The organism is Caballeronia sp. LjRoot29, assembly GCF_964252755.1.
In the GTDB taxonomy this organism is placed as follows: Bacteria; Pseudomonadota; Gammaproteobacteria; order Burkholderiales; family Burkholderiaceae; genus Caballeronia.
Window position 1 is genome coordinate 146,058 of the sequence record NZ_CAXUPU020000007.1, and the last position, 13,950, is coordinate 160,007.

General features: G+C 60.2%; 14 protein-coding genes. 11 read left to right on the forward strand and 3 right to left on the reverse strand.

Annotated features, from left to right (window positions below):
• Positions 1-65: 65 nt before the first annotated feature.
• Complete coding sequence (locus ACSQ83_RS11095; protein ID WP_414952748.1) at positions 66-1,043, reverse strand: sugar ABC transporter substrate-binding protein; 978 nt, start codon at positions 1,041-1,043, stop codon at positions 66-68.
• A 54-nt stretch (positions 1,044-1,097) separates the two neighbouring features.
• Complete coding sequence (locus ACSQ83_RS11100; RefSeq protein ID WP_436228158.1) at positions 1,098-2,519, reverse strand: FAD-binding oxidoreductase; 1,422 nt, start codon at positions 2,517-2,519, stop codon at positions 1,098-1,100.
• A gap of 241 nt (positions 2,520-2,760) precedes the next feature.
• Here ACSQ83_RS11100 and ACSQ83_RS11105 point away from each other — a divergent pair, with 241 nt between their 5' ends.
• From ACSQ83_RS11105 to ACSQ83_RS11115, 3 genes are read left to right on the forward strand one after another with little or no spacing between them, the layout of a single operon-like run.
• Positions 2,761-3,468: a glucose-6-phosphate isomerase gene (locus ACSQ83_RS11105; RefSeq protein ID WP_414952746.1), complete on the forward strand. Its 708-nt coding sequence runs from the start codon at positions 2,761-2,763 to the stop codon at positions 3,466-3,468.
• Positions 3,465-4,436, forward strand: coding sequence for a shikimate dehydrogenase family protein (locus tag ACSQ83_RS11110; protein ID WP_436228159.1), 972 nt, complete (start codon positions 3,465-3,467; stop codon positions 4,434-4,436). Before ACSQ83_RS11105 ends, ACSQ83_RS11110 begins: the two co-directional genes overlap by 4 nt.
• 10 nt (positions 4,437-4,446) lie before the next feature.
• Entirely contained in the window at positions 4,447-5,220 is a 774-nt protein-coding gene (locus tag ACSQ83_RS11115; protein ID WP_414952744.1) for an SDR family NAD(P)-dependent oxidoreductase, read from the forward strand.
• Positions 5,221-5,337: 117 nt separating this feature from the next.
• Here ACSQ83_RS11115 and ACSQ83_RS11120 read toward each other — a convergent pair whose 3' ends face one another.
• On the reverse strand, positions 5,338-6,255 hold the full coding sequence (locus tag ACSQ83_RS11120; protein WP_436228160.1) for an inositol monophosphatase family protein: 918 nt from the start codon (positions 6,253-6,255) through the stop codon (positions 5,338-5,340).
• A gap of 70 nt (positions 6,256-6,325) precedes the next feature.
• On the opposite strand from ACSQ83_RS11120, the gene ACSQ83_RS11125 reads away from it, so the two are divergent.
• From ACSQ83_RS11125 to ACSQ83_RS11160, 8 genes are all read left to right on the forward strand, one after another.
• Positions 6,326-6,865, forward strand: coding sequence for a TetR/AcrR family transcriptional regulator (locus ACSQ83_RS11125; RefSeq protein ID WP_436228161.1), 540 nt, complete (start codon positions 6,326-6,328; stop codon positions 6,863-6,865).
• A 299-nt stretch (positions 6,866-7,164) separates the two neighbouring features.
• The gene (locus tag ACSQ83_RS11130; protein ID WP_414952741.1) at positions 7,165-8,208 is read left to right on the forward strand and encodes an LLM class flavin-dependent oxidoreductase; all 1,044 of its coding nucleotides are present in this window, start codon (positions 7,165-7,167) and stop codon (positions 8,206-8,208) included.
• 15 nt (positions 8,209-8,223) lie between these two features.
• A complete protein-coding gene (locus tag ACSQ83_RS11135) occupies positions 8,224-9,696 on the forward strand; it encodes an aldehyde dehydrogenase (RefSeq protein WP_436228162.1) in 1,473 nt (490 codons plus the stop codon).
• A gap of 22 nt (positions 9,697-9,718) precedes the next feature.
• Positions 9,719-10,033: an NIPSNAP family protein gene (locus tag ACSQ83_RS11140; RefSeq protein ID WP_031361744.1), complete on the forward strand. Its 315-nt coding sequence runs from the start codon at positions 9,719-9,721 to the stop codon at positions 10,031-10,033.
• 33 nt (positions 10,034-10,066) lie between these two features.
• A complete protein-coding gene (locus ACSQ83_RS11145; protein WP_414952739.1) occupies positions 10,067-11,104 on the forward strand; it encodes an ABC transporter substrate-binding protein in 1,038 nt (345 codons plus the stop codon).
• Between the two features lie 54 nt (positions 11,105-11,158).
• On the forward strand, positions 11,159-12,043 hold the full coding sequence (locus ACSQ83_RS11150) for an ABC transporter permease (RefSeq protein WP_414952738.1): 885 nt from the start codon (positions 11,159-11,161) through the stop codon (positions 12,041-12,043).
• A gap of 1 nt (position 12,044) precedes the next feature.
• Positions 12,045-12,842, forward strand: coding sequence for an ABC transporter permease (locus ACSQ83_RS11155; RefSeq protein ID WP_436228163.1), 798 nt, complete (start codon positions 12,045-12,047; stop codon positions 12,840-12,842).
• Positions 12,839-13,921, forward strand: a complete 1,083-nt coding sequence (locus tag ACSQ83_RS11160) for an ABC transporter ATP-binding protein (protein ID WP_436228164.1) — start codon at positions 12,839-12,841, stop codon at positions 13,919-13,921. The genes ACSQ83_RS11155 and ACSQ83_RS11160 overlap by 4 nt, the downstream gene beginning before the upstream one ends.
• Positions 13,922-13,950 lie beyond the last annotated feature (29 nt).

A 13,950-nucleotide genomic window follows, 5' to 3' on the forward strand; every position in this document is an offset into this window, starting at 1 on the left:
GAAGGTGTCTCCAGAATGCACGCGCACCGGCGAAGCCGGCGCGCGTTGCATGAACCCGCGAGTCTTTAGAAGATCGCTTTCGGGTTGTAGAACTTGTCGACGTTGCTCTGGTTGATCACGGCGGAAGGCGTGTATGAGATCTTCGGCACGTTCGTCGATTCACCCTTGGCCGCCTTCATGCCGATGTCCACCGCCGTGCGTGCGACGAGTGCCGGATCGTTCAACGCGGTCGCGCCGTACTTGCCTTGTTTGATCAGGCTGAGCGCTTCCTTCTGGCCGTCGGCGGCTGCAACCAGCGTGATGCCCTGACGGTTCGCGCTTTCGATTGCACGGCGTGCGCCCAGGACCATGCTGTCGTTTTCGCCCAGCACCATGTTGATGTCCTTGTTGGCCACCAGCAAATCTTCCATCGCCTTCAGGCCGCCTTCGTCCGACCAGTTGCCCCAGCCCTGACCGACGATCTGCATGTTGACCTTGCCGGTCTTGGCGAGCTGCGCTTCGACAATCCCTTCGATCACGCCGTCACGCCGTTCCTTGCCGACCGGATTGCCTTTCTCGCCGGAGATCAGCGCGATCTTCAGCGGCTTGTCGCCCATGGTGTCGACGACCCACGAGCCAACCAGCGCACCGTTTTCGCGATTCGACGATTGCACGAGCGTCAGGTAGTTAGCTTTGGGATCGAGCGTACTGTCGATCACGACCACTTTCACGCCGGCAGCCGTTGCAGTGTTGACTGCATTAACGAGGCCTTTGGGATCGGCCGGGTCGATGATCAGTACCTTGATGCCGCGCGTCAACATGTCTTCCACGTCCGAGATCTGCTTGCCCATCTTGCCCTGGGCATCGGCTGTGATGACCTCGGCGCCGTTCTCCGTAGCCCGCGCCTTGGCCGACTCCATTGCAGCCGAGAAATAAGGCGCATTGAGCACCTTCATGGAAATGCCCACTTTCATCTTGTCGGCAGCAAACGCCGGGGCCGTTGCGATTGCGCTGGCCACTGCCAGCGCTACACCACACATCACCTGCTTCACGAACCGCGTCATGTCTCCTCCTGTTGTTAGGGTTTGGCGGTTTTAAAAAACATCAAAACTGTTGAATCAGTGCGGCAACAACTTTCCCGGATTGAGAATATTCAGTGGATCGAGCGCGGCCTTGATTGCACGCATGGCGGCGAGTTCAGCAGGCGTGCGCGACAATGCCAGCACCTTCAGTTTCTTTGTGCCAATGCCGTGTTCCGCCGATACCGAGCCGCCCATTTCACCGGTTACCGCGTACACCACGGCTTGGACCTTTGGCGCGATATCGGCCGGCCAGTCGGGTTCCTGGACGACGATATGCAGGTTGCCATCGCCGAGATGTCCGTAGATCAGGATGGTCGCGCCCGGCCAATGTTCGCGAAGCTGCTGTTCGCATCGGCGGGCCGCTTCGCCCACGTCGGCGATCGAGAAGCTGACGTCGAAAGAAACGCGGCCGGGAATCAGCCGTTGATATTCACCGGGCGCATCGCGAATGGCCCAGAACGCGGCGGCATCGGATTCCGACGAAGCGAGCGCGGCATCGCTAAGTAGTCCTTCTTCGAGCATGCCCGAGAGAAAGTCCTCGAACGCGTCGGCCTGACGTTCGGGATCGGCGCCGCTGCTTTCCAGCAACACGTAGAACGCATGTTTTCCTTCAAGCGGTGCGCGCAATTCGGGCAAGCGCGACAGCACGAAATCGTAATAACCCGGCCACATGACTTCGAATGCGGACACGCCGGCGGGCAAGCTTTCCTGCGCGCGGCGCAGTAACGTGGTCACGGCGTCGTAGTCCGGCAAGCCGCACCATGCGGTCGATACGGCGCGTGGTTTCGGCCGCAAGCGCAGCACGGCGCGCGTGATGACGGCCAGCGTTCCTTCGCTGCCGATCAAGAGGTTGCGCAAGTCGTACCCGGTATTGTTCTTGATCATCTTGCGCAAGCCGCCAACGATGCTGCCATCCGCCAGCACGGCCTCTATATCGAGCACCTGGTCGCGCATCATCCCGTACTTGATCACGCGGTTGCCGCCCGCGTTGGTCGCGAGATTGCCGCCGATCGTGCAGCTTCCACGCGCGCCGAGATCAAGCGGAAACATGAAGCCCGCGGCGTCCGCGGCTTCCTGGACTATCTGCAGCGGCGTGCCGGATAGCACCGTCATCGACGCGCTGATTGCGTCGATACTTTCAATCCCGTTCATCAATTCCAGGCTCAACGCCACTTCCCCGCCGAGGAAAGTGGCGCCGCCGGCGAGTCCCGTCAAACCGCCTTGCGTGACAACCGCTTGCCCGTGCTCATGGCAGATCCGCAGCGCAGTGGCGACGTGTTCCGTATTGCGCGGCCGGATCAGCGCAAGCGGCTCCGCACTTGGCATGCGGCTCGAGTCCGAATTCTTCCTCCCGGCGAACTCGTGCGGCAGGCTGACCACCTCTGCTCCAAGCGCCTCGCGCAGCGCAATCACAGCGCGCTGGGACCCGTTGAGCGCGGGGGACGATTGTTCGTGCATCGAATCACTCCGGCGGGTTGACGGGCGGCGCTCTTGATGCGCCGTCACGCCTTGCAATCGAATTTGCGCAGGACACAAGGTTAGCGAACGTTAGTGCGAGTAACGTTGTGTCTGCACATCATGAACGATAGTATAGCTATCATTAAGCGAAAAAGCAGTGATGGCGTTTCGGGGAAAACCCCAATTTTTTGGGTTTTAGTTAAAGTTATCATTATTAAAACTAACGTTTAGCCTTCTGTGAATGTCATTCGATTTCATCAAGGGCGAAGCGACTCGCAAATTCAAGGAGATGGACCCGATGCAATGGCCTGAACCGCGTTCCTTCGATGTCGACTTGGAGACCGGCTTGATGACCGGCACCGATTCGCGTTATCAGAAATTCCTGCGCGACCTGGGCGGCCTGTACGCCGATTCCGCCGCGTTCGACGTGCTCGCAGCCGCTCGCGGCGATGAGGTCGTGTATGAGGTCACCGATCACCGGCCCAACAGCAACCCGGGCGACTTGATTACCGGCGTGACGCGCATGAGTCCGGGTAAAGTGGGCGATGAATTCTTCATGACGCGGGGGCACATACACGCGGCTATCGACCGGCCTGAGTTGTACTTCGGGCTCAAGGGCTTCGGCGTGATGGTGATGGAGTCGCCGAGCGGTGATACGCGTGTGGTCGAGATCAAGGCGAACACGGCTTGTTATGTGCCGCCGCGATGGATTCACCGGTCGGTCAATCTTGGGCAGGAGGACTTCGTGATGCTGTTCTGTTATCCGGCGGATTCGGGTCAGGACTACGCGATCATCGAGCAGTCGAACGGCATGAAACTGCGGATTGTCGATGACGGTGCGGGTTCATGGCGCAGCGTACCTAATCCGCAGTACAAGCCGCGCACGCAGCAGGAAGTCGAAGCCTTGCTGGCGCGTGGTGTTGCGGCCGCGGAAGGGGTGCCGCGATGAGCACTTATGAACCCGCCAAGCGGCCCACGTTCTATTTCATAGGCGTGACCACTGCGCAAAGTTCGATCATGCGTGTGTTCCCGGAATGGGCCAGGCATCTTGGACTTGGCGATGTGGAAATGAAGGGCATTGATTTCCAGCCGCATGCGTCACCTGAAGCCTACCGGGAAGCTGTCGAATTCCTCGAGCATGATCCGCTGTCGCTCGGCGCTTTGGTGACTACGCACAAGATCGATTTGTACGCGGCGTGCAAGGATCTCTTCGATGTCATCGATCCAACCGCGCAGATCATGGGTGAAACGAGTTGCCTCTCGAAGCAGGGCGGAAAATTAATCTGTCATGCCAAGGATTCGATCACGTCGGGTTTCGCGCTCGACGGCTTCCTCCCCAGGGATCATTTCGCCATCACTGGGGCAGAAGTTTTTTCGATCGGTGCGGGCGGGTCGACCATCGCGCTGACCTGGCATCTGATGCAGAAGGAGCGTGGCGCAAACCGACCTTCCAGGGTCCTTGTGTCGGATCGATCGGCTGGCAGGCTGGAAGAAATCGAACGTATCCATCGTGAGCTGAAATTCGATGTTCCGTGCGAATATATCGTTGCGTCGAGGACGGAAGACAACGACGCCGTCCTGCAGCGTTTGTCGCCGGGTGCGCTGGTGATCAACGCCACCGGACTGGGCAAGGACGCCCCGGGGTCACCGTTGAGCGACGCAGCCGTGTTCCCCGAGCGCGCGGTCGTGTGGGAGTTGAATTATCGTGGCAACCTGGTTTTTCTCGATCAGGCGCGGACTCAACAAACCGCACGCTCACTTCAGATAGAGGACGGCTGGACCTACTTTATCTATGGCTGGACGCGCGTGATCGCGGAAGTCTTTCACGTTGAGATCCCGGTGCGCGGACCCGGGTTCGACGAGATCAGCCGGATCGCGGCGCAAGCCGGCAAGCCGGCGCCCGCCAAATCCATTTAAGGAACATTGCATGTATCTCGACAAGTTCAAGCTGACCGGCAAGATTGCTGTTGTCACCGGCGCGGCACGCGGCATCGGTCTCGCCACTGCCGAGGCGCTGGCTGAAGCCGGCGCGCTGGTTGTGCTCACGGACATGAATGCTGACTTGCTTGCCAAGGCCGCCGAAACGCTTGCGTCGAAGGGCTATCGTGTGGAGACCGAATTATTCGATGTCACCGACCCCGGCGCTGCTCAGCGAGTCAACGACGCGGTTGTCGCGCGCCACGGCCGCGTGGATGTGCTGGTCAATAACGCGGGCATCGCGATCTCGAATCATCCGGCTGAGACCATGACCGACGAGATCTGGAGCAAGGTCATCGACGTCAATCTCAATGGCGTGTTCTGGGCTTGCCGCGCGTTTGGCAAAGGCATGCTTGAGCGCGGCGCGGGCAGTATTGTGAACGTGGGTTCCATGTCGGGGTTTATCGTCAACCGGCCACAGGAGCAAGCGAACTACAACGCGTCGAAGGCGGCGGTGCATCATCTGACGAAGTCGCTGGCAGCGGAGTGGGGCGCACGCGGCGTGCGGGTGAATGCGGTTGCGCCGACGTATATCGATACCGAGATGAATACCTATGTCTATCAGGACAAGGAAAAATTGCAGCACTGGGTTGGCGGGACGCCGATGAACCGGATGGGACGCGTCGATGAAGTGGCAGCGGTCATTTTATTTCTCGCCAGCGACGCGGCCAGCCTGATGACCGGATCGATCGTGCTGGCCGACGGCGGTTATGTCTGCTGGTGATCCCACGGTTCTTCTTTTGAACAGAGCCGCTGCGACCGGCCGAATCTTTGCGCCGATTCGGCCGTAACCTCAGGGCCTATATAAGCGACAAGGTCAACGCTGGGGGCCCGACAATCCCTAGCCCACAAGCCCCTCAAGCAACGCAACCTTAAGCCCGGCTGGCGCGGCTGCAATGCCATTCGCATTAGAGCCTAACGGCGCACCGGCAAGATCAGTTACCTCACCTCCGGCTTCCCTGACCAGCAGCGCGCCCGCCATCCAGTCGTATAAGTCATTACCCGTCTCCCAATACGCATCGAGCCGTCCCGCAGCCACATAAGCCAGCTGCAGCGACGCGGACGCCATCTGCCGCACGACAAATACACGCCTGGACATTGCGCCGAGTAACGCAACCGATCGATGATGCTCATCCTCGTCGCCGTATCCAAAAGGCGGTAACGCGGTGGCCACCACCGCACTGCGCAAATCCGACTTTCCCGATACCCGCAAGGGCCCGCCATTAAGCGTGGCACCGCCGGATTCCGGTGCCACGAACAACTCACGCTGCGACGGATCGTAGACGATTGAAAAGACCGGACGCCCTTCGCTAATCAACGCCAGCGAACTCGACCATAACGGCAGTCCCTGAACATAGTGATACGCGCCGTCAATCGGGTCGTAGATCCAATACGGAGCTGCCGAAGTTTCATCGGGGTTATCCGGCTGCGCTTCCGAACTGGACCACCCAATGTCCGGATAATACTGGCGGAGCGCCGTTCGCATCACCGTGCTTGCCCACGTGCTTGCCTGGGTGACACGATGTATGAGCTGGTTGACCGTCTCGTCCGGTCTGGGTGGCGTAGCCGATGCGGCTAACTGATCCGTAACGCCACGGATCAATGCGGAACAAATATAAGGATCACTAATTATCATGAAATGAAGTCGAAAGGCAAAGGAGGTCTCAGAGGACCAAAAGGGATCGAACAAAACATTCGTCGAAACGTTTGATAGATAATACGAGCACAAGCTCACATCAGCTACTCGCATTCCGGACATGACACCACCGCGCTCCGCCACTCGTCTCAACCCCAGGAAACAACCGGCTCAGCCGCGTTCAAGCCGAACTGTGAGCATCATTCTTGAAGCGGCGGCTCACATTCTTGAGCAGCACGGCTTCGAGGGTTACACGACCAATTCAATTGCCGAACGCGCGGGCGTGAGCATCGGCTCGCTGTATCAGTACTTCCCCGGCAAGGACGCGATCACCATCGCGTTGATCGAGCAGGAATCGGCGCTCTTGCTGGACGCCGTGGTGAAGGCGGCCCGCATGGAAGACTGGGCAGACGCGCTCAGGTCGATGATCCGTGCGGCGACGGAGCATCAACTCACACGTCCGAAACTCGCACGGCTGCTCGATTTCGAGGAGGCCCGGCTGCCGTTCCCGGCCCATGCCGTGCGTGTCGCCAGCACCATTCATGCAGCCATTGTCGAGGTGCTGAAGAAGCGGCCGGAGCGTTCGTCTGAGGACATCGCCGTCCTGGCCTCAGACATCCTCGCGATCACCCGCGCGCTGACCGATTCCGCAGGAGAGCGCGGTGAAACGGACATTGGCGAACTCGAACGCCGGGTGATCCGCGCGGTCTTCGGCTACTTGGAACGATCGTAAAACCTGCGGCGCGCTATCCCTCAGCTTATTTCTCCCGCGCACACTGCGCCAGCCCACATGGCCCCCGCGTCCTTTAAAGACCGGCTTTCCTGTTCACTCCACGTCTCTAAACCCATCCCTGCGCGCATCTAATATTATGGAATACCATAATATTGAAACACTTGATTTGCGACATTCGATGGAATACCGTAATACCAGCCGCAACGTTCAAGCGGTCGACGCGAAGCGGGTCGCTCGAGTTCCTCGCACCCGCAGCAAGACGAACTGTTTCCTGCATGTTTCCTGCACATAGGTCGATCATGAAATTCTCGCTGTTTCTCCACATGGAGCGGTACGACGCGCACACACCGCATCGGCAACTCTTCGACGAACTCACCGAACTCGTCCAGATCGCGGAAAAGGGCGGCTTCGAAACCGCGTGGGTCGGCGAGCACCACGCGATGGAATTCACGATCGCGCCTAACCCCTTCATCAACCTTTCGTACCTTGCCGCGCGCACCGAACGCATTCGTCTCGGCACCGGCACGGTGATCGCACCGTTCTGGCATCCGATCCGCCTCGCGGGCGAAGCCGGCATGGTCGATGTCGCAAGCAACGGGCGTCTCGACCTCGGCATTGCGCGCGGTGCGTACTCCTTCGAATATGAACGCTTGCTGCCGGGCCTCGATGCATTCGGCGCCGGCGCCCGGATGCGCGAGCTCGTGCCAGCGCTGCAGAAGCTGTTCAAGGGCGACTATGCGCATCAGGGCGAGTTCTGGTCGTGGCCTTCGACCACGCCGGTGCCGCGCCCGGTCCAGCAACCCAATCCGCCGATGTGGCTCGCAGCGCGCGATCCGAATTCGCATGAATTCGCGGTGAGGAATGGCTGCCATGTGCAGGTCACGTCGCTGGCGGCGGGTGATGGCGAAGTGGTGAACCTGATGGATCGATTCAACGCAGCATGCAGGGCGAACCCCGACGTGCCGCGTCCGCAGATCATGATGCTGATGCACACCTTCGTGGGTGCGGACGCCGCGGAAGTCGATGCCGCCGTGGCGGACCTGAGCCGCTTCTATTGTTATTTCAGCAAGTGGTTCAAGAATGAGCGGCCGGTGAAGCAGGGGTTCATTGAACCGCTGACGGAAGTGGACATCGCTTCGTTCCCGCAATACACGCCGGAGCAGATTCGCAAGAACCTGGTGATCGGCCAGCCCGCCGATGTCATCGCCCGGTTGAAACAGTATGAAGAACTCGGCTTCGATCAATACAGCTTCTGGCTCGACAGCAACATGAGTTTCGAGCGCAAGCGCCGTTCGCTGGAACTGTTTATTGCCGACGTGATGCCCGCGTTCGACGCCCGCTAAACCGGAGCAGATGACATGGTGCAGACGTTCCAGCATTACATCGATGGCAAATTCAGCGACGCGTCGCAGACCTTCGACAGCATTAATCCGGCGACGGGCGAGGTTTGGGCGAGCATGCCCGCGGCCAGCGCGGAGGATGTCGACCGGGCGGTCAGAGCAGCCGATCGCGCGCTGTTCTCGCCCGAGTGGGCCAACCTGAATGCAAGCCAGCGCGGCAAGCTGCTGTATCGGCTGGCGGATCTGGTCGCGGCCAACGCGCAAGAACTCGCTGAACTCGAGACGGCCGACACCGGCAAGATCATTCGCGAGACACGCAGCCAGATTGGTTATGTCGCCGAGTACTACCGCTATTACGCGGGCGTCGCGGACAAGATCCAGGGGGCCTATCTTCCCGTCGACAAGCCTGACATGGAAGTGTTTCTTCGACGCGAGCCGGTGGGTGTCGTCGCTGGAATCGTGCCCTGGAACTCGCAACTGTTTTTATCGGCGGTGAAGATTGGACCTGCATTGGCTGCGGGTTGCACGATCGTTATCAAGGCATCCGAAGAAGGTCCTGCGCCTTTGCTCGCGTTTGCGCGTCTTGTGCATGAGGTGGGCTTTCCGGCGGGCGTGGTGAACATCCTGACGGGTTTCGGCGCCGACTGCGGACACGCGCTCACTACGCATCCGCTGGTCGCGAAGATCGCGTTTACGGGCGGCCCTGAAACGGCACGCCATATCGTGCGGAACTCGGCCGAGAACCTCGCGGCGACGTCGCTGGAACTGGGCGGCAAATCGCCGGTATTGGTCTTCGATGACGCCGACGTCGAGAGCGTCAGCAACGCGGTCATCGCAGGGATTTTCGCGGCGACAGGCCAGAGTTGCGTGGCGGGTTCGCGGCTCCTTGTGCAGCGTGGGATTCGCGACCGGCTGCTGGCGAAACTGGTCGAGAAAGCGCGGGCAATCAAGCTAGGCGATCCGCAGAACGTGGACACTGAAATGGGTCCGCTGGCCACGGCAAAACAACGTGACCACATCGAATCGGTGCTGGCCGCGAGCCTCGCCGCGGGCGCAAAACTGCTGACCGGCGGGCATCGTCCCGAAGGCATGGACAAAGGGTTTTTCTTCGAACCGACCATTGTCGAATGCGCCACGTCGGATGTACCGAGCGTCGCGCAGGAGTTGTTCGGCCCCGTGCTCAGCGTGATGAGGTTCGATAACGAAGAGCAAGCCATTGCACTTGCGAACGACACACGATACGGACTCGCCTCAGGCGTGTTCACGCGCGACCTGACACGCGCGCACCGGCTCACGCGCAAGCTTCGCGCCGGCATCGTCTGGGTGAATACGTATCGCGCGGTCTCGCCGATCGTCCCGTTCGGCGGTTACCAGTTGAGCGGTCTCGGACGCGAAGGCGGACTCGACGCCGTGCTCGATTACACCCGCACCAAATCCGTGTGGATCCGGACATCGGACGAGCCGATTGCCGATCCCTTCGTCATGCGTTGAAGACAAATACGAACGAGCCGCCATGTACTACGAAATCCGCACTTACAAGATCCGCACGGGCGCAGTCCCGGCTTATCTCAAACTTGTTGAGGAAGAGGGCATTGCTTTGCAGAAGGAGCATCTGGGAGAACTCGTCGGCTACTTCTTCTCCGAGATCGGCCCGCTCAACCAGATCGTCCACATGTGGGCCTATACCAGTCTCGATGACCGCGAAGCACGCCGTCAGCGCCTCGCGGAAGACCCCGCGTGGCAGGCCTTTGCACCGAAGATTCAGGCGCTGCTGGAAACGATGGAAAGCAAGATCATGAAGCCCGCTGCATTTTCCCCGCTCAAGTAAAAACCAGCCGTTTCCTCTCAAGGAGCAGTCGTCATGCAGCAACCTTTAAATTTGCACGCCCTCGCGCGCGCATTGATCGTTACCGCTGTTGTTTCTGTTAGCGCGCCCGTGTTCGCGGCTGCCGCGCCGATTGTCTTCGCCAGTTGGGGCGGCACGACGCAATCAGCTCAACAGAAAGACTGGGCGACGCCCTTCACCCAGGCATCGGGAGTCCAGGTGCTGATGGACGGTCCGACCGACTATGGCAAGCTCAAGGCCATGGTCGACAGCGGCAACGTGCAGTGGGATGTGGTCGACGTGGAAGGCGACTTCGCCTATGCCGCGTTGCGCGACGGGCTGGTCGAACCGATCGATTATTCGGTGGTGAACAAGAGCCAGCTCGATCCGCGTTTCATGTCGCCGGGTGCGGTCGGCAGTTTCTATTATTCGTTCGTGCTCGGATACAACAAGGCTTCGTTCAAGAACGGCAGTCCTGCTAACTATGCCGATCTCTTCGATACCAAGCGCTTCCCCGGCAAACGGACGTTCTACAAATGGTCCGCGCCAGGCGTGCTGGAAGTCGCGTTGCTCGCCGATGGCGTGGCACCTGACAAGCTATATCCGCTCGACCTCGACCGCGCATTCAAGAAACTCGACACCATCAAGAGCCAGATTGTCTGGTGGAGCGGCGGCGCGCAGTCGCAGCAGTTGATGGCATCGGGCGAGGCGCCGCTCGGCGTATTCTGGAACGGCCGCCTGCATGCGTTGCAGCAGACCGGCGTGGATGTGGGGGTGTCGTGGAACCAGAACCTGACCGCTGCCGACATGCTCGTGGTCCCGAAGGGCGCGAAGCACAAGGCCGACGCAATGAAGTTCCTCGCGACTGCAACCAGCGCTCAGGCGCAGGCGAATTTCGCGGCTGAGACGGGCTACGCGCCGGTCAACCTGAAGTCCGCCGCGCTGTTGCCGGCCGATGTCGCGAAAACCCAGCCGGACCAGTACAAGGCGACGCAGATCAACCTCGACATGAAGTACTGGGCCGATCATCGTGACGAAATTGCCAAGCGCTGGTACGCGTGGCAATCGAAATAACGCCGGGTTGAAGTGGAATAAGCAATGGCTGCCGACCATCTTGAAGGAGTTGTCATGTCGAACGCAGTAAGCACGGTAGCGGAGCCTGCGGTGTCTCTACCCAAGGTGAGCGCCGGTTTCAGGAGGGCACGGCTGGTGCTGCCGGCCCTGCTGTTGCTGATCGTGTTCTTTCTGCTGCCGGTGCTTTCTCTGTTGCTGAGAAGCGTGCTGGACCCGTCGCCGGGCTTGCAAAACTATGCACAGCTATTTGGCTCGACAACTTACTTGCGGGTCTTCGGCAACACGTTTTTCGTGGCCTCGGTGGTGACGGCTGTCACGCTTGTTATCGGCTTTCCGACTGCGTGGCTGCTCGCCATTGCACCGCGCTGGGTCAGCAAGCTGGTGTTCGCCATCCTGCTGCTCTCGATGTGGACCAACCTGCTCGCACGCACCTTCGCGTGGATGGTCCTGCTGCAGCAGACGGGTCCGATCAACCGCTTGCTGATGTGGCTCGGCGTGATTCATGAGCCGCTGACGCTCGTCAACAACTTGACCGGCGTCACGATCGGCATGACCTACATCATGTTGCCGTTCCTCGTGATGCCGCTGCACGCGACCCTGCGTGCCATCGACCCCACTACGCTGCGTGCGGCCGCTATCTGCGGTGCGAGCCGCTGGCAGGCATTCTGGCGTGTGCTGGTGCCGCTCGCCATGCCGGGAATCGCTAGCGGTGCATTGATGGTGTTCGTGATGGCGCTAGGGTATTTCGTGACGCCTGCTCTGCTTGGTGGACCTGAATACATGATGCTCGCCGAACTGATCGCGCAACTCGTGCAGCAATTGCTGAACTGGGGGCTCGCGGGTGCCGCCGCCTTCGTGCTGCTGCTCGTGACGCTGTCGCTTTACGCGGTGCAATTGCGCTTTTCCGGTCGTGCACCGGACGCTTCAGGAGTTCACTGACATGCTGCTCGATTTCGATCGTCTCGGACCGTTGCGCTGGGCGTTGTTGGGCGTCGGCGCAGTCGTGTCGCTGTTCCTGCTGCTGCCGGTGCTGTTCATCGTCGCGTTGTCGTTCGGCGATTCGCAGTGGCTGATGTTTCCGCCGCCGGGCTGGACCTTGCGCTGGTACAGCATGCTGTTTACCGATCCGGGCTGGCTCGACTCGCTGATGACCAGCGTCGAACTGGGCGTGGTGGTGATGGTGTTGTCGGTCGTGCTGGGACTGTTTGCCTCGCTTGCTTTGACGCGTGGCAATTTCCGCGGCCGCGCGTTGCTGAAAGCGTTTTTCCTCACACCGATGGTACTGCCCGTCGTCGTTCTGGCCGTCGCGTTGTATGGTTTTTTCTTGCGCATCGGGCTCACGGGAACGCTGGTCGGATTCGTGATCGGGCACCTGATCATTGCGTTGCCGTTTTCGATCATCGCCATCAGCAATTCGCTTGAGAGTTTCGATACCGCGCTCGAAGATGCCGCGCTGATCTGCGGCGCGAGCCCGTTCGAAGTGAAGTGGCGCGTCACGCTGCCTGCCATTCGTCTCGGCCTGTTCGCCGCCGCGATCTTCTCGTTCCTTGCGTCGTGGGACGAAGTGGTGGTGTCGATCTTCATGGCAAGTCCGACGTTGCAGACCCTGCCCGTGCGCATCTGGAGCACATTGCGGCAGGACCTGACGCCGGTGATTGCCGCAGCGTCGTCGCTGCTGGTCGGCTTGACTGTCATCCTGATGTTGCTGGGGCTTGTCCTTAAGAGAGGTAAATCGTGAGCGCACCGTTTTTGCAGATCCAACGGCTTCGTAAAACCTACGACCAGGTCGTCGCTATCGACCATGTTTCGCTCGATATCAAGAAGGGCGAGTTCATGACTTTCCTCGGGCCGTCGGGCTCGGGCAAGAGCACGACGTTATACATTGTCGCGGGCTTTCAGTCGCCCACCGAAGGGCGCGTGCTGCTCGATGGCAAGTCGCTGCTGTCGGTCGCACCGAACAAGCGCAACATCGGCATGGTGTTTCAGCGCTATACGCTGTTCCCGCATCTCACGGTCGGCGAGAACGTCGCGTTTCCGCTGCGCGTGCGGCGTTTGCCCGACGCGCAGGTGAAGTCGAAGGTCGAGCAGATGCTCAAGCTCGTGCACCTCGGCGATTGCCGCGACCGCATGCCGGACCAGTTGTCGGGCGGGATGCAGCAGCGCGTGGCGATTGCCCGCGCGCTCGCCTACGATCCGCCCGTTCTCCTGATGGACGAACCGCTTTCAGCACTCGATAAAAAACTTCGCGAGGAACTGCAGACCGAACTCCGGCGCATTCATCAGCAGACCGGCGTGACGATCTTGTATGTGACCCACGACCAGGAAGAGGCGCTGCGTTTGTCTGACCGGATCGCGGTGTTCAACAAAGGGCGCATCGAGCAGGTGGGCAGCGGCGAGGAGCTCTATGCGAAGCCGGCATCGCGCTTTGTCGCAAGTTTCATCGGCAATTCGAATTTCCTGCCGGTTACGCTGGCGGGCAGCAATGGCTCGTCACGCGCGGTGTTTCCGAACGGCAAGCCAGTTTCTGTCGGTGGATTCGATCACGCGTTGAACGATGGCGACAATGGCGCGCTGATGCTTCGGCCGGAACAGATCCGCATTCGCGCGCAACCGTCGGAGATGGCGGACGGCGGCTTGCCGGTAATTGTCCGCGACGTCACTTATCTCGGCGACACCATGCACTATGCAGTCGCCACGCCTTGGGAACAGGAGATCGCGGTGCGGACATCCATCAGTTCGCGCGCGCCGAGCCTGGCGGTCGGTGCGCGGGCCTGGCTCGAATGGGAGAACGAGAGCGCGCGGGTGTTCGCCGCCTGAAAATGCGAGCTCGACAAGGCCCGCAGAAA

Excerpts from the sequence above, each read along its gene's own strand:
- ACSQ83_RS11095 (WP_414952748.1), bottom strand. The coding sequence starts at position 1,043 with ATGACGCGGTTCGTGAAGCAGGTGATGTGTGGTGTAGCGCTGGCAGTG.
- ACSQ83_RS11100 (WP_436228158.1), bottom strand. The coding sequence starts at position 2,519 with ATGCACGAACAATCGTCCCCCGCGCTCAACGGGTCCCAGCGCGCTGTG.
- ACSQ83_RS11105 (WP_414952746.1), top strand. The coding sequence starts at position 2,761 with ATGTCATTCGATTTCATCAAGGGCGAAGCGACTCGCAAATTCAAGGAG.
- ACSQ83_RS11110 (WP_436228159.1), top strand. The coding sequence starts at position 3,465 with ATGAGCACTTATGAACCCGCCAAGCGGCCCACGTTCTATTTCATAGGC.
- ACSQ83_RS11115 (WP_414952744.1), top strand. The coding sequence starts at position 4,447 with ATGTATCTCGACAAGTTCAAGCTGACCGGCAAGATTGCTGTTGTCACC.
- ACSQ83_RS11120 (WP_436228160.1), bottom strand. The coding sequence starts at position 6,255 with ATGTCCGGAATGCGAGTAGCTGATGTGAGCTTGTGCTCGTATTATCTA.
- ACSQ83_RS11130 (WP_414952741.1), top strand. The coding sequence starts at position 7,165 with ATGAAATTCTCGCTGTTTCTCCACATGGAGCGGTACGACGCGCACACA.
- ACSQ83_RS11135 (WP_436228162.1), top strand. The coding sequence starts at position 8,224 with ATGGTGCAGACGTTCCAGCATTACATCGATGGCAAATTCAGCGACGCG.
- ACSQ83_RS11140 (WP_031361744.1), top strand. The coding sequence starts at position 9,719 with ATGTACTACGAAATCCGCACTTACAAGATCCGCACGGGCGCAGTCCCG.
- ACSQ83_RS11145 (WP_414952739.1), top strand. The coding sequence starts at position 10,067 with ATGCAGCAACCTTTAAATTTGCACGCCCTCGCGCGCGCATTGATCGTT.
- ACSQ83_RS11150 (WP_414952738.1), top strand. The coding sequence starts at position 11,159 with ATGTCGAACGCAGTAAGCACGGTAGCGGAGCCTGCGGTGTCTCTACCC.
- ACSQ83_RS11155 (WP_436228163.1), top strand. The coding sequence starts at position 12,045 with ATGCTGCTCGATTTCGATCGTCTCGGACCGTTGCGCTGGGCGTTGTTG.